Source organism: Gammaproteobacteria bacterium (genome assembly GCA_013696315.1).
In the GTDB taxonomy this organism is placed as follows: domain Bacteria; phylum Pseudomonadota; class Gammaproteobacteria; order JACCYU01; family JACCYU01; genus JACCYU01.
Window position 1 is genome coordinate 1 of the sequence record JACCYU010000150.1, and the last position, 21,803, is coordinate 21,803.

A 21,803-nucleotide genomic window follows, 5' to 3' on the forward strand; every position below is an offset into this window, starting at 1 on the left:
GCCATCGACCGGCACCTTTTCGCCCGGACGTACGCGCAGGCGATCGCCGACCTGCACCTGCTCCAGTGGCACGTCGTGCTCACGATCGCCGTCGCTGAGTTTGTGCGCGGTCGGAGGCGCCAAATCGAGCAGCGCGCGCAGGGCGCTGGAGGTACGGTCGCGTGCGCGCAGTTCCAGCATCTGACCAAGCAGCACCAACGTCGTGATCACCGCCGCGGCTTCGAAATAAAGCGGCGGCTGATCCCCATGCGCTCGAAATGCCGACGGCAGCCAGTCGGGAAAAAGCAGGACCGCCACGCTCGCGACGAAGGCAGTGCCCACGCCGAGCGCGATCAAGGTGAACATGTTGAGACTCCGATGCATAACCGATTGCCAGCCGCGCACGAAGAACGGCCAGCCGCCCCAGAGCACCACCGGCGTCGCGAACAGCAGTTGCAGCCCCGCGGAAGTACCCGCGTCCACCCAGGCGTCGAAATGCGCGCCGGGAATCATTTCACCCATGGCGAGCAGGAACACCGGGGTGGTGAGCATGAGACTGACCCGGAAGCGCCGGGACATATCGATCAATTCCGCATTTGGCGCCTCGTCTCGGGTGATCGTGCGCGGTTCGAGCGCCATCCCGCAGATCGGACAGCTACCCGGCTCGTCACGCACGATCTCGGGATGCATGGGACAGGTGTACTGACCCTTGTACTGGCTACCCGTTGGGGTCGTCGGCTTTTCCGGGGCATGGCCACCCGTAGCGCCAGTTTTCGCTGCGTGCGCGTGCTGCTCGCCAACAACCGGTACTCGACGTGGTTTCATAAATCGGACCTCGATCAATCGCTATCCTTACAGCGCTTCGACAATCGGGCTGGATCAGTCATGGTTGCGAGCGTGCTACCTGGATGCCGTCCCGCCGCAGATCGCTGTCGCTCGCGAGGCTGGCGACCGTACCTTGCGGATACTCGTACCAGCCCGGATCGTCGTAGCTCGCTAAGTTCTCGCGTACTTTTAGAATCGTGAACAACCCGCCCATGGTGATGTAGTCGAACGGTCCCGGCCCGCCGACCATCGGGATGCTGTTCTTCGGTACCTGCATATGGCCGCTCTGCACGTGCATGCCGTGTTCGCCCATGCCGTCCGTGCCCATGGTCATGTAGCCGGGAAGCAGGGAACCGATCTGCTGATCGAGATCGCCCGCTTGCATGCCGATCAGGTTCGGAAAGTCATGACCCATCTGGTTCATCACGTGGTGCGTCATATGACAATGCATCGCCCAGTCGCCCGGTTCGTTGGCGGTAAACTCGAACGCGCGTGACTGGCCGACCGCCGTGAGCACGCTCGTTTCCAGTTGCTGCGCCGATTCAGGGATTTGTCCACCATCCGTCTCGACGATCGGAAACTGATAGCCGTGCAGGTGAATGGGGTGGTGACTCATCGCGCCGAGATTGATGAGCCGGATGCGCATGCGGTCATCCAGCCTGGCAACCATAGGCGCTGTGCCAGGAAACGATCTAGCGTTGAAAGTGAAGATGTTGAAGTCGGTCATCTCGTTCGGATTGGGCCGGGACGTGCCGACATCGATGCGCCATTCATGCAACATGAACACAAAGTCGCGATCCGGTCGCGGGCGACTAGGGTTTCGCGGGTGGATTACGAGCGGCCCCGTGGTGCCCAGCGCGATTTGCGTCATCTCGTCATGGTGCGAGTGGTACATGTGCGTGCCGTGCTGGACAAGCGTGAACTCGTACTTGAAAGTTTCGCCCGGTCGAATAATTTTCTGATTCAAACCCGCCACGCCGTCCATGCCGTTGGGCAGCAGCAGGCCGTGCCAGTGCACGCTGGTACCCGCCGGCAGTTTGTTGGTCACGTAGATGCGTACCTTATCGCCTTCGACCGCCTCGATGGTCGGCCCATGCACGCGGCCGTTGTAGCCCCAGCATTTGGCCTTGAGACCTGGTGCGAACTCGTGATCGACCGGTTCTGCGATCAGGTGATAGACCTTGACGCCATCGACGACCTTCCAGGGCAGCGACTGGTTGTTGGGCGTGATAACCGGTGTGTAATCGCGACCCGGCTGTCCGGGCGCAAGACCTTCGTAAGCGGGCAGGCTGCGGGAGTAAGACTTATCCTGCCGCGGTACGCTCTCCGGTTTGCCCCGTGCGTCCCGCGCATTCGCCAAACCTGTCGCACCGCCTGCGAACGCGACACTGGAGGTGGTTATGAATTTACGTCGGGTAAACATGATTCTTACCTCGGATCAATCGGGTCGGGTTCATTCAATAATCGAGATCGCAGGGAGGTCGCCCGTCGGGATCTCCGCCATCGATACGGGATCCACCTCGGCCAGGCTGCCGCTTAAGGTCTGTTCCAGCGCGACGCGGGCCAGCCAGAATTCACTCAATGTATCGATGTATCGCAGGCCCGCATTAATCTGCTGCTGCCTGGCCTGCAGCAACTGAAAAATGCCGATCTGCATTGCGTTGTACTGCAGTTGCGTATGGTTGACGATGCGCGTGTATAAAGGCAGCAGCACTTCTTGCACATGCCGAGCGCGATTACACGCGCTCAAGGCGGTGTATCTCAATGCGCGAACCGTTGCGCGAATCTCCACCGCCTGCGCCCAGTATGTTTGCTGCGCGCGCCGCAACTCCGCGCGCGCGGCGACTAGTCGGGCCTGTCCTTGATTAAAGAAGGGTAAGGGAAACGCGAGTGACGGGCCGACTTCCCATTCACCCTCTTCGCGCTCCGCGTCCACACCGGACTCCAGAATAGGGATCAGGGCGGTCGCGTCCGTGAATCCGAGACTCGCGGTGGCCGCCTCGATTTCTTTGCGCGCGGCGCCAAGCGCCAGACTGGCCTCGATTGCGCGCTGTTCCAGGTTGGCGGACTCGAAAGGCAAGTCATGCATCTCCGGCAACCGCGGGGCGATTGTCCATTGCGTGTCATTGCCCCACAATCCCATCAGCGCGTTCAGTCGCTCACGATCCTGCACAAGCCGCGTTTGCGCGGTCACCAGTGCAAGCCGCGATTCCTGGTAGAGCGCTTCTTCGCGCGCGACATCCAGGTCGGTGATGTTGCCGGCCGCATAGAGCCGTCTGGCGGCCTCTGCCGATACGGCCGTAGTCCTGACCACCCGCCGCAGAAACTCGAGCCGCTGCGCATCTGCCTGCATGTGATAGAACTGGCCGCGCACGTCCGCCGCAAGGTCGATGACCGCCTCGGCGACGCGCAACCTGGTGGCTTCGAACTGGGCGCCAGCGATCTTTGTACGCAGCGGACGATAAAGAACGTGTAAGAACTCCTGCACGATGCTGAAGCTTAAATCCAGTGAGCCACCATCGAGGGGAAATCCCACGGCGGTGCTGAATACGGGGTTCGTTAGCAAACCCGCCTGCACCAGCCCGGCCTGCGACAGACTTAGTTCTTCATACACACCCTGAAGCCGCCGGTTATTGAGCAGCGCGACCTGCGCGGCCGCATCCACGTTGAGCGGCTGACGCAGCATCCTCCGCACGGCGTTTTCCGCGGCTTGGTCCGCGTCTGTATCCTGATTCCATTGCACCCGTTGACCGGTACGTTCGGCCACCGTGGTTTGCACGCCTCCAAAACCGGCGTTCTCGGGAATGGAAGCGCAGCCTGTGGTCAGAATCGTTGATAACAGGACTGCCATCGCGCGCGCGTCAATGCGCATGGGGCATGCCCTGCATGTCGTGATCCATCCCTTGCATTCCTTTCATCTCGCGCATGCCTGCCTTAACCTTGTTTGCCTCAGGAACAGATGGCGGGGCCGGCAGCGGCGCGGCAGCGGCATGAGGATTGGCCGGGTGATCAGGACTCAGCGATGGAACGGTTATACCGGCAGCGCATCCGGTTAGCGCGAACAACCCTACGGCCAGCAGAAATGATTTGACGTACATTGCGGTAGTTCTCGATCGATTGATGTAAGTGCTCACGCAACCTCGGATACTCGAACGCGCCAGGAAGGATTTTGCCTCGCCGCCACGGATCACCGCTCAGCCGCGTCTCAACAGTCGCCCGATGGCACCCATCAACTCCGCGGCGCGCTGGTCCTTGTCTCCCGCTTTGGCCTTCATCACGCAGTGATGCGCGTGATCGTCCAGCAAGCCGAGCGCAACTTTGTCCAGCGCCGCCTGCGCCGCGCTGATCTGCGTGATGACGTCGATGCAGTAACGATCCGCCTCGATCATGCCAATCAGGCCGCGCACCTGTCCTTCGACACGCTTGAGACGATCGAGCAAGTTTTTCTTGTTGTCTTTGTAGCCCTGGTCTTTGTGACCTCGGGAATCAATGTTGGTCATGGCGTTTTTTAGCTCCGTTAACCGTGAAGCTACACTATACCCTGGTAGTGTATATGTCAACGACCTCTTGAAAGCCGTCGTCCGCGGCCGGCGATCTGGCCGACGCGCATTTGAGAGGCAACTGCTAGGCGGAACTACCGGGAGATTTGCAGTAGATGATTTTGTCGTCGCCCACGGCGTAAAAATTCCTCAGACGCGCGGCCTGGAGAAAACCGGCGTGGCGATAGAATAAACGGGTGGGCCGGTATTGCGCGCGCGACGAGGTCTCCGCATACATCTGCCGCCCGCCGTGGTCGTGTATGAGTTGCTCTGTGCGCATCAGCAGACGGGTGCCAACTCCCTGGCCCTGATACGCGTTATCGACCACAATCCAGTACAGGTCGAAACTGGCCTCGGTGCACGGCACGCGACCGAAGCAGGTGTAGCCGCACATCGCGCCGTCGTGCTCGGCCAGCAGAAATGAATAACCGCTGACGGCGCCTTGGTTGAACGCGACCTCGACCAGTTCCACCGCGACGTCAACTTCACTCACAGAGAAGAAACCGGTCGCGGCCGTCACGCTTCGCACGTCGTCGATATCCTGCTGGCGCAATTTAGTTCGAAGCATGAGCGCGCTGGCGGATCGCGCGGCCATTGCGTCCGCTGATTCAGACTTTCGCATGCGCGGCGGCGCGCGTCAGCAGCGCGGGCTGCTCGGCTTCGGCGAGTCCAAGAAAAAAATGCCGTGCGTTCACACCCAGCGATCGCGTGCGATAACCGCCCTCCTGCACCACCAGGGTAGGCAGGCGCAAACCGCCGATCATGCGTCCGTTGAGCTGGAAATCCTTTGCACGCAAAGTAAATGAACTGGTCGGGTCACCGCGCGCGGTATCCAGCCCCAGCGCCAGCACCAGATAAGCCGGATTGAATTTACGGATCCGCGCGAGCGCCTTGCTCAATGCCTCGCGGAATTTCTCGCCGTCCAGCCCTTCCGGGAGTGGAATATTGACATTGAAACCACGGCCGACGCCTTCGCCTTTTTCGTCGTCGAAACCGCTGAAATACGGATAAGAGACCCGCGGGTGCCCGTGCACCGACACGGTCAGCACATCGGCACGGTCGTAGAAAATGTCCTGTGTGCCGTTGCCGTGATGGTAATCCACGTCCAGCACCGCCACGCGACCGTAATGGCTCAACTGATGCGCGGCCACGGCGGAAGAATTGAAATAGCAGAAGCCGCCGAAGCTGTCGCGCTCCGCGTGGTGTCCCGGCGGTCGCACCAGTGCGTACGCCAGGGTGTACCCCTGCAGCAGACATTCCGCGCCCGTCAGCGCGCAGTCGACGGCGCCGATTGCCGCCTTGTAAGCGTTCTGATTGAGCGGCGTAAACGTGTCGATGCAGTAGTAACCCGCGCGCAGCGGCAGATCTTCGGGCACGCGCGCATGATTGCGCAGCGGAAACACGTACGGGTACACGGACTTTCCCTCCGGCACGCGCGCGTAGGCGTTCTTTAGGTAGTCGACGTAATCCTTGTCGTGTACCGCCTTGATGTAGTCAAGCGCGAAGTGCCGCGCCGGCAGGTGCTCGAACAGCGAAGTCGCATCGATCTCCTTGATGATGGAGTCTATGCGCACCGGCGCTTGTACGTACCCCCGCTCGCGCACGTGGTGGATCGAATGCTTGTCGTTGACGATCAGCGCAATAGGTCGGGCGCGCACCGGTGCGCCCTGCGCGGGCCCGGCCGCGGCTTTCGGTTCGTACCGCGGCGGGCGCAGTTGCACCGGATCGTCGCGAAAGGAGTTGATCACCTTATCGATATATTCCGGGGGACAGATCTTGCCGTACTTGCGTTCGAGAATGGCGCGCACCACCGAGCGGGCGTATACGCGCCGCAGCGGCGCTTTGCCGCCGAGTCCGTCGAACACCAGATAAGGCGGGTCGGTCACACCTTCCCTCAGCGGGGTTTCGTACGCGGTGTTGGCGATCGGCCTCGCACCGTAGTGCTCATAGAATTTCAGCCGCGCAACTCGCGCAGCCGCGCGGCCAGAATATCGTAATGGAACTCCGCGTTGGTGAAATACCAGTGGGTCGACATTCTGAGCGCGAATCTTGTCATCGGGAGAGAGTTCCGGGTCGTCGGGCAGACACTCGAAAAAAAGTCCCTTCGCCTCCAGCGAACGCGACTCTTCGCGCACGCGCTGGTAAAGCGCGCCACCGGTGCCGCCACCAGTGCCGCCGCGCGCCGCCGAGAGGAAATCCAGGTAGCAGAAATGCAGCTCCGGATCGTGCAACACCAGCGCGAACCCCAGTACCTGAGCGCGCGCATCCTCCGCTACGAACAGGATCGCGCGAAACCGATGTTTGTGCGGGCTCTTCAACTGTTGCGGCAGTTTGACGATGTCCGCCTCGTCCAGCGCCTGAAACTGCGTACGAAGAATCGCCTGCACCTGCGCGAGCGACGCCTTGTTGACGTTTGTGTCGTCGTGGATCTTACGGATGCGAAACATGGTTTACGATGCGCTCGATGACTTCATCATAGGAGAACCCGGCTCGGCGCCCCGCGGCGGCGAAGCCCGCGTCGGGCGCAAGACAGGGATTCGCGTTGACCTCCAAAACCCAGGGACGGCCCGCTTCGTCCACTCTGAAATCGACGCGCGCGTAGCCCCGGCATTCGAGCAGTGACCAACAGCGTCCTGCGATTTCACCGAGCGTCTTCAGCAATGGATAATCGTGTGCGCCGAAATTAAACGTTCGCGGCGTGTGCACGCTCTCGAATGAATCCAGCTGCCATTTCGCCGCGTAACCGACGATGCGCGGCTTGTGGCTCGGGAAATCTTTGAACTGTATTTCCGCGGGCGGCAATACTTGCGGGCCGTTCGTATTGTCGATCAGCGCGATGTTGAACTCGCGTCCATCGACGTATTGTTCCGCGAACCATTCGCCCCCCAATCGTTCTCGTCGCGCGGCCAGCATTTCGCTCACATAACGCGTATCGACCACACTCTGGTCGTCGATGCCGATCGAGGCGTGTTCCCATACCGATTTGATTATCCAGCGGTCGCCAGCGGCAGCCTCCGACGCCGAGGTGTCCGCGCGCCAGTCCGGCGTGTCGATGTCGCAGAGGCGCAGCAGGCGCTTTGCCAACAGTTTGCTGGACGACATAAATAAAGCGGTCGACGAAGCGCCGGTATACGGCACCATCGTTTCTTCCAGCAGTGCGGCGCCGAGAGGGCAGAAACGCCCGCGCCCGTCCAGCGATTCGACCAGGTTGAATACGAACGCCGGTCGTTGCTGCTGAAGGCGTGCGCGCGCGGCGTCGAGATTCAGGCTGACGGACAACGTTGCAACGGCATAACCCAGCCGCTTCAGCGCCGAAGCCACGGCCTCGACTTCGATCAGCACATCCTGCTCGTCGGGCAGTGCATCCTCGGCGAGCGCGCCGTACAAAATGGTGACAGGTGAAATCACGTATCGTTTAGCTCAGCGCATGCTAACCGTGTCTCGCAAATCGCGAGTGGATTCGACATTCCGGTCCCCCGCATCGACCTGGAAGCTGCTTCGCGCTATGCCGCCTCGACGTCGGCCATGCTCAATGCGGCCGACGATTCGGTGCGTTGCAGCGCGGAGTTCACGATCATGCCGATGAGCGCCTGATAATCGATACCGTTGAGCCGGCAGAGAATTGCGAGATCGGAGATCTCGGGATTGAGTCCCGCCAGCGGGTTGACCTCGATAAAATTCGGGACGCCGTCCGCATCCAGGCGCAAGTCGATGCGCCCGCCGTCGCGGCAGCACAAGCTCCGCCAGGCGCTCAACGCCACTTGCCCAAGCGAGCGCGCGAGCTCGCCTTCGGTCAGTCGATACTCCACCCGCCCCTCGAAGCGCGCCTTGTTATTGTAACTATACGCACCGGGTTCGGCCGAGGCGCCAAGCAACACTTCCATCGCACCCAGTATCCGCGCCTCACGGCCTGTACCGATCACGCCGACCGTGAATTCGCGCCCGGGCAGATACGTTTCGACCAGCACCGGCTGGCGATAACGCACCAGCAAATCCCGGCACACGGTGTTGAGTTGTTTAGCCGAGCTGATTCTGGATACGGCGTCTATGCCTTTGCCTGTGCCTTCCGCCACCGGCTTGGCGAACAACGGATAAGGCAGATCGATCGCGGCTAGATCCGACAGTGCCTCGATCAACGCGAAGTCCGCCGTCGGCACCCCGCAGTCGCGCACCACGCGCTTGGTCATGCCCTTGTGCAAGGCGAGCGACAGCGCCATGGGGTCGGAGAATGTGTACGGAATACGCCACGCATCCAGCAGCGCGGGAATCTGCGCCTCGCGACCGAAGCCGTAGAGTCCTTCGGCGATATTGAAAACCAGATCCCAGCGATCGCCCGCGACCAGGCGCGCGGCGAGTTGTTTAACGTTACCGATCGATTCCGGCGTGTGACCGAGTTCGCGCAGCGCGTCGGCGATCGCCCGGATGGTGTCAGGGCGATCGAACTCGGCGACCTCTTCTTCCGTAAACCCTGCGGCGAAGTATGCTTCCTTGAGGTCGAACGTAATACCTACGCGCACGACGGCGACTTCACGCGGCGGTCACGGCGCCGCGGATGTTTGTCCCTGCCGAGAATGCCGTGCGGATCGGGATAGCGATAAACCTTGCCCTCGTAGTTGGTCAGCAGCAGGTCATCGCCATCGCGTCCCAGCACGTAATCCGGCAGCAGCGGAATCTTGCCGCCACCGCCGGGGCCATCGACGACGTATGACGGCACCGCATAGCCCGTGGTGTGGCCGCGCAGACCGCGGATTATCTCCAGGCCCTTGTCCACGGTGGTGCGGAAATGCGCCGAGCCGGAAATCGGATCGCACTGATAGAGATAATATGGCTTTACACGCACCTTGAGCAGACCGTGCACCAGTTGCGTCATGGTCGCTACGTCGTCATTGACCCCTTTCAGGAGCACGGTCTGACTGCCCAGCGGAACACCGGCGTCCGCCAGACGATTGCAGGCCTCGGCGACCTCCGGCGTCAATTCATCCGGGTGCGTAAAGTGCAGACTCATCCACAGCGGATGATATTTCTTGAGGATGCCGACCAGCGCCGGCGTTACGCGCTGCGGCATCACGGCGGGCTGCTTGGTGCCGATGCGCAGGAACTCCACGTGCGGTATGGCGCGCAGCCGGCTTAAGATAAAGTCGAGACGATCGTCGTCCAGACTTAGAGGATCGCCGCCGGAGAGCAGCACATCGCGGATCGTCGGCGTGGCGGCGATGTAATCGATCGCCCGCTCGATGTCACTTTTCTTCAGGCTGAGCTCGCCGGCCGCGCCGACCAGACGCGAGCGCGTGCAGTAACGGCAGTATGTCGAACAGAAGTTCGTAACCAGGAACAGCACGCGGTCCGGATAGCGATGCACCAGGCCCGGCACCGGGCTGTCGCCGTCCTCGCCCAGCGGATCGTCGGCCTCGCCGGGTGCGCGAATATATTCGCCGCCCGCCGGCACGACCGTACGCCGCAGCGGCTGCGCGGGATCGATCTCGTCGAGCAGGCTTGCATAATAGGGCGGAATGCCGACCGGTAACGGCCCGTTGTGGCGCGCGATCGCATCGCGCTCATCTTCCGAGAGGATAACGATCCGTGCCAGCGCGTCGGCCGAGCGTACGCGGTTGCGGTTCTGCCAGCGCCAGTCGTTCCATTCGCTGACCGAGACGTTGGGGTAGTGACGTTTTCTAAATGCGTTGGTGCGTGCGCTGATGGTCAGGCGCGGTCCACGGCGATTCGATTTGGCTGGTTTGCGCGAGGGAATGCAGGAACGTAGCGGCGGAAGCGGTACGGTGGCCGGTGCGCCGGCGCGGAAGTCCAGAATGGTAGAGCTACGCTCGGGGGGCTCTTCGTTATCAGAATAGAACAAATCGTTTTTCATTATGGATTCCTCGTACCGTGCATTTGATAAGGAGGCCACAGACCTCCCGCGTCAGTTTATCCACCGCCGTAGACGTGTCTTAAACGCTGCCTTTCGACGCTTCCCCGCAACTGACTTACGCGCGAGTATTGCGCGCTTTTATAGACTTATCTCGCAAAAATTCAATAGGCTGAAGGTAAAATCCAAAGGTTTTTCGCGAACCGGTGACCAGCGGTAACATAGAGGTAATAAACGGCGTATCGAGCTCGTTCCACTAGCGCGACAAAGGGGATAGTTCGCGCGTTTCACCACACTGGCAAAAGCATGGAGTCGGCTCCATAGACCTGGGAAAACAGGAACCAGATCCGCGCCCGGCGGCGCGTTCAAGCCAATGGTTTTATTGTAGGTTTACCGGTGGGTTTACAGGAACCACGCTCAGTCTCGCCTCAGCTTGCGCGCCGCGGCGTTAACAGGTTGGCGCACACGCCGACGCAGCCGAGCACCAGAAACCACGCCAGCACCCAAGCCGGCATGCTTAATCCAAGAAACATCCAGTCCACCTCCGCGCATTCGCCCGATCCTTCGAACACCATGCGCAGCGCATCGCTTAAGGGGAAGACACCCAGAATATATTCAAGGCCCGGACCGCATTCCGGCACCCGATCGGGCGGCAACTGTTGCAGCCAAGCGTGGCGACCGGCAACGAGCGCACCCCCCAATGCCACGATGCCAATCAACGCCGCGTAAATGCGCGCGCCCCAGATGCGGGGATGATGCGCCGCCGCCACGATAAAGGTAACGCCCAGGGCAATCAGGGCGACACGCTGAAAAATACACAGCGGACACGGCTCCATGCCCTGGTTAAATTGCAGGTGATAGGCGTAGCCAAGCAGACCTGCGCAAATCGCACCCGCCAGTGAATTGATGCTGCGACGGTTCAACACATTCATGGTGTCATCATACGGCTACACGCGCGTCGATCAACCGCCTTGCCGTGCTGGACCGGATTCGCGGGTACTCTACAAACAATGGGCAACAAGCACTGAAGCATCGGGCTTCCGGGCCGTTTTAGCACGGGTTACGGGACCCGCATACCATATTGATGCATTGACACGCCGCCACCCCCACTAGCGAACAGTCAGGCATGATCGTTGCTTCATCGTATCGGTAGATGGATTCTCGGTCTCGGGAACCGCTAAGCCAAGTGACTGAGACACGCAGTACCGCGAGTGCGAACGTATCTATTTTTAGCCAGCACCGCCGGAGGCCGCCGTTGACCATCATCGAAAACGGCTCAACCTAATTCGACCGCGATGCGGACCGATATAACCAGGAGTCATTTAGAGTGAAAAATCTAGCGAAGACAGTCATTGCATGTGTGCTGAGTCTTGGCGTAGCCAGCCCTGCGTTCGCGTATGTCGGGCCAGGGGCGGGCTTGAGTCTGATTGGCGCACTGTGGGGCCTGCTGGCAGCAGTTGGCGCCGCGCTGGCATTTGTGCTGTTCTGGCCGATCAAGCGCTTGATCAGATGGCGTCGTGAAAAAGCAACATCTGGCAACGCTTCCTCGGGGAACGAAGGCTCCGCGCAGGATGCCGTAACCGCCAATACGAGCGCCGATCGCACGCCGCACGCCAAAAACCCCGCTCAGCAAGTCTAGAGATTTTCTTTAACATCCACTGTGGGCATCTTCGATGTCCCCGCGCCGTTGTTCGCGTGGCTGGATAGGCACGCGAACAGCTTCGCCTCCCCGACCTTACGTATAATTCTGTGGGCGCTTGTTAGCGCCGTTATTTCTATGGGGCTCTACTGGTTGTTGTCGCCTCAACAGAGGATTGCGGACGTAAAGCGCCGGGCGCTGGAGGCGCGTCGCGCGCTGGATGCTTATGACGGTGAATTCGCGGGCGCGTGGCCGCGAATCTCGGAAATGTTGCGGCTTTCCCTGAAGCAGGTCGGTATCGTCACCATGCCCGCGGTGCTGGCGTCATTGCCGATCCTGTGCGTGCTCGTCTGGCTGAGCACCACGTACGGCCATGTTTATCCATCCGATTATGCACAGGTCGATATGCGCGCGTACCCGCAGGGGCAGGTGCAGCCCCGCTGGTCCCATACCGGAGACGCTCGAGACGAAGGAGCTCAAGGGCGTGCTTCAAATTCGAACGTCCCCATAATCGAGCTGGTGGACAATCGTCAGAATGTGCTTGACTCGATACCGCTGAAGGCGCCGGTGACGACAATTCACAAACGCCAATGGTGGAACAGCCTGTTCGGTAATCCGGCCGGCTATTTATCACCGGACGAGCGCGTCGAGGGGATTGAGATTGATCTGCCTTCGCAGGAAGTGCTTGGATTCGGGCCGGGATGGATGAGATCATGGGAGTTTCTGTTTTTTGTCGTACTCCTGATCGCATCGATAGCCATCAAGGTAATCTTTCGCATCAAGTAGGGTTTACAACGCATAAAGCCCCGCATAGGAAATCGCCGACATGCCCAGACAAAAACCCCAGGACGACAGTTTCCAGGTCTCCGGATGGGTCGACAAGCTCGGTGGCTTCATCAACCGCAACCAGGACCTGTGGATCAAGCTGGGCAACCGGGAAACGCGGCTGCTCGCCGACACCCTGGCCGACGTTGAGGTCAGGCGCCCGATTTACGTAACAGGTCTCGCACGATCGGGCAGTACGATTCTGCTCGAAATGCTCGCGGAGAGTGAGGGCGCGGTAACCCACCGCTACAAGGACTACCCGCCGGTATTCACCCCCTACTTCTGGAACTGGTTTTTAAACCGGATGCCCAAGAGCGACGCCAAACCCGCGGAACGCACCCATCGCGACGGCATCATGGTCACACCCGAAAGTCCCGAGGCATTCGAGGAGGTCTTGTGGATGGCTTTCTTTCCGGATGCGCATGACATCACGCACAGCAACGTGTTCGGTCAAAGAACTGCGAACCCGGCTTTCGAAACCTTTTACCGCGATCACATTCGTAAACTGCTGGCGATCCGTAATGGCCATCGTTACCTTTCAAAGGGAAACTACAATGTCACCCGCCTCGAATATCTGCTGAAAATATTTCCGGATGCGCGTTTCGTCATTCCGATCCGGGAGCCGTCGTGGCACATCGCGTCGCTCATGAAGCAGCACAAGCTTCTCAGCGACGGCGAACGACGCAATCCGCGGGCGTTGGAGCATATGCGACGAGTCGGTCATTTCGAATTCGGCCTCGATCGGCGACCGATAAATGCCGGCGATCGTGATTGCGTACAGCAGGTTGCCTCCTTGTGGGAACAGGGCAAAGATGTCGAGGGATGGGCGCGCTACTGGGGACACATCTATGGCTTCGTGGCGGATCGGCTGGCACAGAACACTCAACTTAAGGCCGCCGTACTGCTGGTCCGATTCGAGGATTTATGCCAGGAGCCAGAGACAACGATGCGCGCGCTATTTGAACACTGCGATGTGGCTTGCGACGATTCCCTAATAGCGCGCTGGGCCGAGAAAATCCACGCACCCACTTACTATCAACCGGGTTTCTCCGATGAGGAGTTCGACACGATTGATCGTTTCACGCAGCCAGTCGCGGATCAGTTTGGCTACGCGGAGCCGCGCCTCCGACGGTTCAGAGGATGGTTGAACTAGCTAGCTCACTCGCACACAGGCTGCCAGCTCTCGATCGCCTCACTCATATCGGCCTAGTCAGCCAACGCTTCAGAGTGTTGCCGGCGATCGGCCGCATCATTAGCGCTACATCAGGGCTCAACCGCGAAATTATTTCTTGTCGCTGGCCGTGGGTGGGGTTTTCTTACTATCCGGGGCGGCGGCGTTAATCACGGCGCGGAAGCCGGCATCCAGCGAAGCCGGTTTGTAACGCTGAGCACCGAAAAACAGCACCGGTATCAGTTTGTCGTCTTTGCCACCTCTAACGGGATTGATGAATTCCCAGACAGTTTTACCAGCCCGGTCGACTTCAAGCAATCGGCCGCCGTCCGATTCCGTAATCAACGTATTGCCATTGGGGAGTTGCCGCTGGCCTGAGCGAATACCACTCTCGAAGAAATGTTTTTTGTCACCGGCATATGTCCACACGGTCTCCAAAGTCATCGGGTCGAATTCCAGTACGCGAGAACCGCCGCCGTCCTCATAGTGTCCCCAGTTATCGAACAGCATTATGTTACCGTCCGGCAACATGTCCGCATCGTGCTGCCGGTGCCAGGAACCTTCAACGGCCCATACAACCTCTTCCTTTTCGAGATCGAGAACGGCCACGGTGTCGATATCCCTGAGCGATAACAACACCCCACCTTCTGAGACCCCCGGAAAATTGGAAGCTGCTTCGGCCTCGATGAGATCCACGGAATTCGTATGCAGGAAGTCGGACTTGATATTCCAGGCCGGGCCGGCGCGCATCATGCGTCCGTACCGCGAACCCAGCAATGCATCCAGGATAGACACCTTCTTGAGTTGCTTGCCCTCGGGCGAGAGCACAACAACGTAGTCGTCAAGGCGCGGCGGCTTCAGATGCTCGTAGCCTTCGATCACATTGTTGTGAATTTCGTTGGTCAGCACATATATCCTGCCATCGTCGGCAACATCGAAATGATGATGCGTGTAATCCCAGTACTTCCAGATGACATTGGAATCTTTGTCCATCTTTACCAGCCCGTACCCCCAGGGCGTATCTCCCATGCCGACGTACATCGCGATCAGATCGCCATTCGGGTACATATAAACGTGTTCCCACGCAATGTAGCCGTCGGGTCGCAATTTCCGGTCTGGATTGTCCCAAATGCCGCGCAACGGCAAGGCCCACTCGTGAACCACCTTGCCGTCCATTGCAATGAGCAAAGCCTTTTGCGCATGACTTGACGCGTACAAGGTCAGGCCGTTGTACGCCCCCGGCTCGTGCACGGTGACACCGCGCTGGTCGGTTCTGGCCGGCCGCCAGAGATTCGTCGAATACGGGCTCTCGTAATCCGCGCTTTGATGATATACGGCCAGCATCGCTTCGTACGCGTTGTTGAAGTGGTCGTAAGGAAATACCTTGGTCAACACCACGAACGCCCCGGCGACGAAGGTCAGGAAAGCGACGCAGAGAACTAACAGCGGATAAAAAATCCTGTCCAAGTTTGGCCTCGATAAATAAAATTTTTAGAATGTTGTCATTAGAAAGCTAACGTTAGAATCTCAACCGTACGGCATGCGCGCGCAAAAGCAAAGTTTCTCAAAATTCTTTTGTAACGAATGCACCGCTGCCAGCAATTCACCCGGGCAGTCAGCATGCACGCTACCGGCCAGCTGTGAAATCAGGCTCGCTCGCGGTTCGGCGCCGCCGGTTCGCGTAGGTCGCGATCCCCGGGCAATGGCGTCGCGAGTAATGCATCATCGACGTCCAGCCCCTCGGCCTGCATGCGCCACATTTTGTCGAACACGCCATGCCTTTGCCGGAGCTCGGCGGGATGGCCGTCTTCGACCACACGCCCCTGCACGAGGACGATGATCCGGTCGAACGAGGCTACGGTGGAAAGCCGGTGCGCGACGGCCAGCACGGTACGTCCGCGCACCAGTTCGGTGAATGCGCGCTGGATGGCCAGTTCTGATTCGGTGTCCAGCGCGGACGTGGCTTCATCGAGAATGACCACGGGTGCGTCTTTCAATATCGCCCGTGCGATGGCCAGGCGCTGGCGCTGACCACCCGACAGGTTCGCTCCGCGCTCACCGACCAGCGTGTCGTAGCCGTGCGGCAATTCGCGAATGAAATCGTCGCAATACGTCGCCCTGGCGGTATCCATGACTTCCTCGTCGGTGGCGTCGGGGCGTCCATAGCGGATATTCTCAATAACGGGCCGGTGAAACAGCGAGACTTCCTGCGGCACGGTTGCGATCTTCGCGCGCAGGGAATCCTGCGTAATCTGCGCGATATCCTGGCCGTCGAGGAGAATCCTGCCTTCGTTCACGTCGGCGAACCGCTGGACCAGATTGATAAGCGTGGACTTGCCGGCGCCCGATGGCCCCACGATACCTACCCGCTGCCCGGCCGGAATCTTAAGGGACAGATTGTCGAACACGCGTCTGCCGTCGGCATAGCCAAACGACACATTCTGAAACTCGATGCCACCTCTGGCGTCGGCGATTACGCGCGCGCTTACCTTGTCCGCGACCTCGTGCGGCTGGCCGATCACCTGCAGGGTATCCGTAATAAAGCCGAAATGTTCGGTGAGGCCGGCGAGCGCTAGGGTCAGATCCCTAGAACCATGCAGGATCCGGAATGTGAGCGCGCTGACCACGACCACGTCGCCCGGAGAAATGGTGCCGCGGGTCCATTCATATACGGCCCAGGTCAGCATCGCGCCGGACATCAGGGTGAGGAAGATGTCGTGCAGTACCCGCGTCTTTTCAACATACATCCAGCTCTTGCGCTGCGCATCCGCCTCGACACCAAACTTGGCGCCCAGGCGCGCCCGTTCGCGCGCCCGCGCGGAGAAGATCTTGACGGTCCACGAATTCGACACGGTATCGACCAGCTCGCCGTTGACGTAGGCGCCCTGCTCGGCGTATTGGCGATGCAGGGGCCGGCCACGCACAGCGAATAAAATCAGCCCCACGGCCAGGAATGCGACGACCACCGCCAGCGCGACCGCCATGCGCCAGTCCACGGTGGAGAATATGACCATGGCGCCGATGAAGTCGGTGATCGGCGGCGCGACACTCCAGCTCAAAGTCGACGTAACAGCGCCGAATGCGCCCGCGAGTCCCGTGAGCCGGCTACCCAGCGCGCCGGTCAGGTGCTGGCCAAAAAAACGCTGCGAATGCCCCGACAGATGATCGAACACGTGAACGCGAATATCCACGCCGGCCGCGACTATGGTGCGACAGCCCATCCACCCACTCAGCCGCCACAGTATGTTCTCCGCGGCGATCAGCCCGATGAACAGCGCCAGCGCGTTCCACACTTCCTCGCGTGCCGCGGGACCGCCGGCCATGCCGTCGACCAGCAGCTTCATGCCGTATTGCACCGCTACCGCACACGCCGCGGCGATGACTACCAGACTCAGAAACCCCAGGTGCATACCCGGGCGCAGCCGTACGAAGCGCAGCAGAAATGGGATCGGTCGTGTCGGGAACGGAACATCGGATCGCGACAGGTCCGCGTGAGTCGATCCCGAAAGCAGATTAAGTATCGCTGCGAACATAGATTTCAGTGGCAGCGCCAGATATCAGTTACACAGAGCAGCCAACTCAGGACCTTCGCGTCGCTCCGACCGCTGAAACAGGTTCGCGAAGAACCTCTGCTCCCGGCTCAATGTATCCGCCACCCCTTGATCTACGCTACGGCGATTCTGTTCATCGGCCGCGCTGAGCAGGCCACATTCACAGTGGCGGTCATCCAGCCAGCCCGGATAGTGAATAATGGGATACAGGCAGATCCCCTCCAGCGGCACCCCGCAGGCCATCGCCGAGCGAACCTCGTCGGCAACATAACGCAGCCACACCGCCTGGTCGTGACTCTCGGCGCCGGTCTCGCTGATCAACAGCGGGCGGCCGTAGCGTCCGTAGATCTCGATCAGCAGGTCACGCAAAGGATGGTAAAGCGGATTTCCCAGTTCGATAGTCTGAATGGGGCGCGGCCCCGCCATATCCGGGTCAGACGTACGCAGACTACCTATCATCCATTGATTATCGGAATAGTAGTTCACGCCGATGATATCGAGGTGGTCGGGCTTGCCACCCAGCTCCGGATTCAAGAGACCAGCCAGCATGTCCCAGCTCTGGTACTGTGCGCACCGGTAGTTCTCGGCTTCCGTCCGGTCTTCCGGCGTGGACGCCCACGGAGATGAAGTAACGCTGATCAACGGGTCGGGCTGCACGAAGCGGGCGCGCGGCTCGACGTCGCGTACGGCCTCGATCGCGGCGATCGAGGCGCGCACGAGCTGACTCTTGAGCTCCGTGCCGCGATCCTTGCCCAGTGGGTGGAAGCGCGCGATATCGCCACCCGCCCATGAAAAATATGAGATTTCGTTGATCGGACAGAAAAAAGGCACCACGCCTGTTTCATCCCGCACGACGCGTGACACAGCGGCGGCGAAGCGCGCGAAACGCTCCACGAATTGCGGTTTCCAGATATCGAGATCGTCGGGCCAGCCGTAATGGCACAGATCCCAGATCACCTGCACATCGAGATCGCGCGCCGCGCGCAACATGGGGAGAAAGCTCGTCCAGTCGTAACGCCCAGGCGAAGGTTCGACGAGATGCCAGCGAATCCCGTCGCGCACCGCGGAGATGCCATGGTCAGCGAGCTGCCGGTAATCCTTGGCCACCAGCAGATCGTGTTTGGTGGACGCCAGCAGATCAAGACGCCGGTCATCGTGGCGCCGGTGCGTCGAGCACTCGAAACCGCCGAGAAAAAAGCTGTTGAATATCTTTGGAGAATCCATTTTATTTTTTGACTTTAGACCTCGCCGCTCGCACCTGCGCTTTGAGAGAGCGAGCGCGCGACGTTGCATAGTGGGGGCGACAAGCCGCGTTTACACCAAATGCCGGTGTTCACTTTGCAAGCTGAACACCGGCTGCCTTCGCTTATAGTTAGTGACCGTAAATTATTCTACTTTATTCCGAAGCGCCCTGTGTCAGCGTCACAATTAGGCGCGTTCGCGGCCGGCGAGCCTGTCAAACATAATCGCGCACGCCTGCACGGTCATGGCCGTTGGCTCGATCATGCCCGCTAACCCTGCCGCTGTGGCCAGTGGCTCGGCGCTCCTGCGCGCCGATTCGCTGCTCAAGTCCCTGAGCAGCTCGATCGTGCGCTTGGCCATTGGCGGCGGCGGCCACACCTGAGCGCTTGCGCCAGCCGTTCAGCTTGTCATAAGTCGCCAGCGCCTGCGCCACCACCTGGTCCATGTTGTAATACCGATACGTGGCCAGCCGGCCGACGAATTCCACGTTGGGCGTCTGTTTCGCCAGCGCCAGATAGCGCCGGTACAACGCCTGATTCTCGGCCTTTGGCACCGGATAGTACGGGTCGCCGTCATCGCAGGGGTATTCATACGAAATGCTGGTCCTGTGGTGCTTCTGGCCGGTAAGATGCTTGTACTCCGTGATGCAGGTGTACGGCACGTCCTCGGCGGGATAATTCACCACGCCAACCGACTGAAAAGACTCCTGGTCCAGGGTTTCGTGCCTGAAGCCCAGAGAGCGGTACGGCAGCTTGCCGTAGCGATAGTCGAAATATTCATCGACCGGCCCCGTAAAGATCAGCTTGTCGTAGCGAACATCGGCTTCGATCTCACGGAAATCCGTGTTGATCATGATCTTGATGTTCGGGTGATCGAGCATGTTTTCGAACATTCTCGTGTAACCATTCTGCGGCATCATCTGGAAACTGTCGTTGAAATACCGATCGTCATCGCAGGTACGCGTCGGTACGCGCGAGGTCACCGACCGGTCCAGCTCGGAAGGGTCGACACCCCACTGCTTGCGGGTATAACCGCGGAAAAAGCGCTCGTAAAGCTCACGACCGACCTTGCTGACAACCACGTCTTCCGAAGTACGCACCACATCCACATGCTCGGCTCGCGCCGCCATGAACGCCTCGACCTCGTTCGAGCTGAGGTTAAGATTGTACAGGCGATTGATGGTCGTACGGTTGATGGGAATGGGCACCAGCAAGCCATCGGTGTGCGCCAGCACGCGATGCTCGTAAGGCCGCCAGCCGGTGAACCGTGAAAGGTAGTCCGCGATTTGCTGCGCATTGGTGTGAAAGATGTGTGGTCCGTAAAGGTGCACCAGCACTCCCGCGTCGTTGTAGTAATCGTAGGCATTGCCGCCGATATGCGGACGCCGATCGACGATCAGCACCCGCTTGCCGGCGTCGGCCGCCAGACGTTCCGCGAGCACGCTGCCGGCGAATCCGGCGCCGACGATCAGGTAATCGAATCCGTCCCGTTGCTTGACGCGGGGGCGATGTAAACGTCGCACATGCGATCCGTTCATTGATTCTCCGTTCATGGATACCTCAAGTTTTTTTTTAGCGTTGGCCGCCGTTACGGCGGCAATGAGATCCGTCATCTGCTGCCAGGTCGAATCCCACGACGTGTTTGCCAGCAGTCGGTCGGCCGCCTCCAGCCACGCGCCGGGCTTGCGGTTATCTCTAAGCGCGGCGTCGATTTCGGCAACGAATTCTTCCGGCGTCCCGGCAATGCGTACTGCCTCGATATCGCCGTAGTGCCGGATCACGTCGGTAATCGGCGTTGACACCACAGGCTTGCCGCCAGCCAGATATTCCGGGGTCTTGGTGGGACTGATGAACCGGGTGGATTCATTCATGGCGAACGGCATGAGCGCAACGTCCCAGCCCGCCAGATAAGCCGGCAGCTCCGCATATTGCTTGCCGCCCAGAAAATGAATGTTGGGCCGCTCGGGCAGATCCGCCGGATTGATCTTGACGACCGGCCCGATCATGACCAGATGCCAGGCGGGGCGCGCATCGGCAATCGCGACCAGCAGATCCACGTCCATGCGCTCGTCGATTACGCCGAAGAAACCGAGCCTTGTATGCGGGATGGCGACCTGATCCGATGGATCGTCCGTCACGTTGCGCGCGGTGGCGAAGTGCGCCGTATCCACGCTGCTTGGGAACGGATGCACGCGAGGATGTTGCGTGCGTTTCGATTCGTACAGACTGAAGCCGCCCGTGAACACGAGGTCCGCGCGGCGCAGCAGCGCCTGCTCCTGCTCGCGCAACGCCGGCGGCGCGAATCTGAAAGCCGACAGCTCATCCATGCAGTCATAAATCAGCGCTGACGCATGCAGATGCTTGGAGAACGCCAGCGACATCGGCGTGTAATACCACAGGATCGGGTCACGTAAGCCGTGCTCCAGACACCATTCATCGAGCAGCAGGCGTTGCGCGGAAATCGTCGCAGCATCGTCCAGCCCGCCGGGCAAATGCGGCGTAAGCACCGTTACGCCGCTCGATGTCTTCCGACTTTCGAGATGCGGCTTGACGCTCTCGTCGATAACGGGTTCCTCGAAGTAATACACCGGCGTCAGGCGGGCAAAACGCGCCATCAGGTGCTGTGGCCGCTGATAGACAAAATCCCACCGCAGATGCGAAAAGCAGATCATCGACGTCGTAGTACTGTGCTCATTACCACCGTTTACGATGAACTGATTGGTCGGATTTGTCGTTTGCTGCTGCATTTTTCCTCCTAAGTTACCTGTACCACGGTCAGGAATGCCTTGCACACGCCGCTTGGATTTACTGGATAGCGATCTGTACAAAATTAATGCTTGCCCGCGGAACCCCGAATCTTTACGCCTGTTAATGGTTCGGGCCACCTGTGCCGGCGCGCTATCCTTTCAGAGGCGGATGAATGCAAGCCTCACGCCAATCCCCAAAACGAGAGACGTCTGCGTGTAAGCGCAGCCTGGAATCTGTGAGCTACGAGGCAATCAAGGGGTGATGCTGGGTGACTGTCCCGCGCACAAGGGACGCAGAGGATGCGAGCGGCAGGGTCCGCTCAACGGATTTCTGGCTTATTCGCGCTGGCCGGACGCCTTATGGCGTTCTTTCATTACACCAGCGATATGCAGCGGCGCCTCGTAAGACACGACGCACATTTA

Annotated in this window: 18 protein-coding genes; 3 read left to right on the plus strand and 15 right to left on the minus strand. The window is 59.8% G+C overall.

Going from position 1 to position 21,803, the window contains the following annotated elements:
* From H0V34_08765 to H0V34_08815, 11 genes are all read right to left on the minus strand, one after another.
* Positions 1–804 (minus strand): hypothetical protein (locus H0V34_08765; GenBank protein ID MBA2491776.1); only part of this gene is annotated, 804 nt, incomplete at its 3' end.
* A 58-nt stretch (positions 805–862) separates the two neighbouring features.
* A complete protein-coding gene (locus tag H0V34_08770; GenBank protein ID MBA2491777.1) occupies positions 863–2,227 on the minus strand; it encodes a copper oxidase in 1,365 nt (454 codons plus the stop codon).
* A gap of 30 nt (positions 2,228–2,257) precedes the next feature.
* Positions 2,258–3,676, minus strand: a complete 1,419-nt coding sequence (locus tag H0V34_08775; GenBank protein MBA2491778.1) for a TolC family protein — start codon at positions 3,674–3,676, stop codon at positions 2,258–2,260.
* Complete coding sequence (locus H0V34_08780; GenBank protein MBA2491779.1) at positions 3,666–3,938, minus strand: hypothetical protein; 273 nt, start codon at positions 3,936–3,938, stop codon at positions 3,666–3,668. Before H0V34_08780 ends, H0V34_08775 begins: the two co-directional genes overlap by 11 nt.
* A 60-nt stretch (positions 3,939–3,998) precedes the next feature.
* Positions 3,999–4,304, minus strand: a complete 306-nt coding sequence (locus tag H0V34_08785; GenBank protein ID MBA2491780.1) for a metal-sensitive transcriptional regulator — start codon at positions 4,302–4,304, stop codon at positions 3,999–4,001.
* A gap of 124 nt (positions 4,305–4,428) precedes the next feature.
* Complete coding sequence (locus H0V34_08790) at positions 4,429–4,911, minus strand: GNAT family N-acetyltransferase (protein MBA2491781.1); 483 nt, start codon at positions 4,909–4,911, stop codon at positions 4,429–4,431.
* Between the two features lie 40 nt (positions 4,912–4,951).
* Positions 4,952–6,790: a histone deacetylase family protein gene (locus H0V34_08795; protein MBA2491782.1), complete on the minus strand. Its 1,839-nt coding sequence runs from the start codon at positions 6,788–6,790 to the stop codon at positions 4,952–4,954.
* The gene (locus tag H0V34_08800) at positions 6,774–7,733 is read right to left on the minus strand and encodes a D-alanine--D-alanine ligase (GenBank protein MBA2491783.1); all 960 of its coding nucleotides are present in this window, start codon (positions 7,731–7,733) and stop codon (positions 6,774–6,776) included. The genes H0V34_08795 and H0V34_08800 overlap by 17 nt, the downstream gene beginning before the upstream one ends.
* Before the next feature lie 113 nt (positions 7,734–7,846).
* Positions 7,847–8,860 (minus strand): D-alanine--D-alanine ligase, encoded by a 1,014-nt coding sequence (locus tag H0V34_08805; protein MBA2491784.1) that lies wholly within the window; start codon positions 8,858–8,860, stop codon positions 7,847–7,849.
* Entirely contained in the window at positions 8,851–10,209 is a 1,359-nt protein-coding gene (locus tag H0V34_08810) for a KamA family radical SAM protein (protein MBA2491785.1), read from the minus strand. Before H0V34_08810 ends, H0V34_08805 begins: the two co-directional genes overlap by 10 nt.
* A gap of 425 nt (positions 10,210–10,634) precedes the next feature.
* On the minus strand, positions 10,635–11,138 hold the full coding sequence (locus H0V34_08815) for a disulfide bond formation protein B (GenBank protein MBA2491786.1): 504 nt from the start codon (positions 11,136–11,138) through the stop codon (positions 10,635–10,637).
* Between the two features lie 395 nt (positions 11,139–11,533).
* Between H0V34_08815 and H0V34_08820 the strand changes: the two genes are divergently transcribed.
* From H0V34_08820 to H0V34_08830, 3 genes are read left to right on the plus strand one after another with little or no spacing between them, the layout of a single operon-like run.
* A complete protein-coding gene (locus tag H0V34_08820; protein ID MBA2491787.1) occupies positions 11,534–11,845 on the plus strand; it encodes a hypothetical protein in 312 nt (103 codons plus the stop codon).
* Between the two features lie 21 nt (positions 11,846–11,866).
* Complete coding sequence (locus H0V34_08825; GenBank protein MBA2491788.1) at positions 11,867–12,631, plus strand: hypothetical protein; 765 nt, start codon at positions 11,867–11,869, stop codon at positions 12,629–12,631.
* Positions 12,632–12,671: 40 nt separating this feature from the next.
* The gene (locus tag H0V34_08830) at positions 12,672–13,823 is read left to right on the plus strand and encodes a sulfotransferase (protein ID MBA2491789.1); all 1,152 of its coding nucleotides are present in this window, start codon (positions 12,672–12,674) and stop codon (positions 13,821–13,823) included.
* Between the two features lie 129 nt (positions 13,824–13,952).
* Here H0V34_08830 and H0V34_08835 read toward each other — a convergent pair whose 3' ends face one another.
* The 4 genes from H0V34_08835 to glf form a co-directional block, all read right to left on the minus strand.
* The gene (locus tag H0V34_08835; GenBank protein ID MBA2491790.1) at positions 13,953–15,308 is read right to left on the minus strand and encodes a PQQ-binding-like beta-propeller repeat protein; all 1,356 of its coding nucleotides are present in this window, start codon (positions 15,306–15,308) and stop codon (positions 13,953–13,955) included.
* A 179-nt stretch (positions 15,309–15,487) separates the two neighbouring features.
* Complete coding sequence (locus H0V34_08840) at positions 15,488–17,374, minus strand: ABC transporter ATP-binding protein (protein ID MBA2491791.1); 1,887 nt, start codon at positions 17,372–17,374, stop codon at positions 15,488–15,490.
* Between the two features lie 24 nt (positions 17,375–17,398).
* Positions 17,399–18,616, minus strand: a complete 1,218-nt coding sequence (locus tag H0V34_08845; protein ID MBA2491792.1) for a beta-glucosidase — start codon at positions 18,614–18,616, stop codon at positions 17,399–17,401.
* A gap of 232 nt (positions 18,617–18,848) precedes the next feature.
* Positions 18,849–21,248, minus strand: a complete 2,400-nt coding sequence (gene glf / locus H0V34_08850) for a UDP-galactopyranose mutase (protein MBA2491793.1) — start codon at positions 21,246–21,248, stop codon at positions 18,849–18,851.
* Between the last annotated feature and the right edge of the window lie 555 nt (positions 21,249–21,803).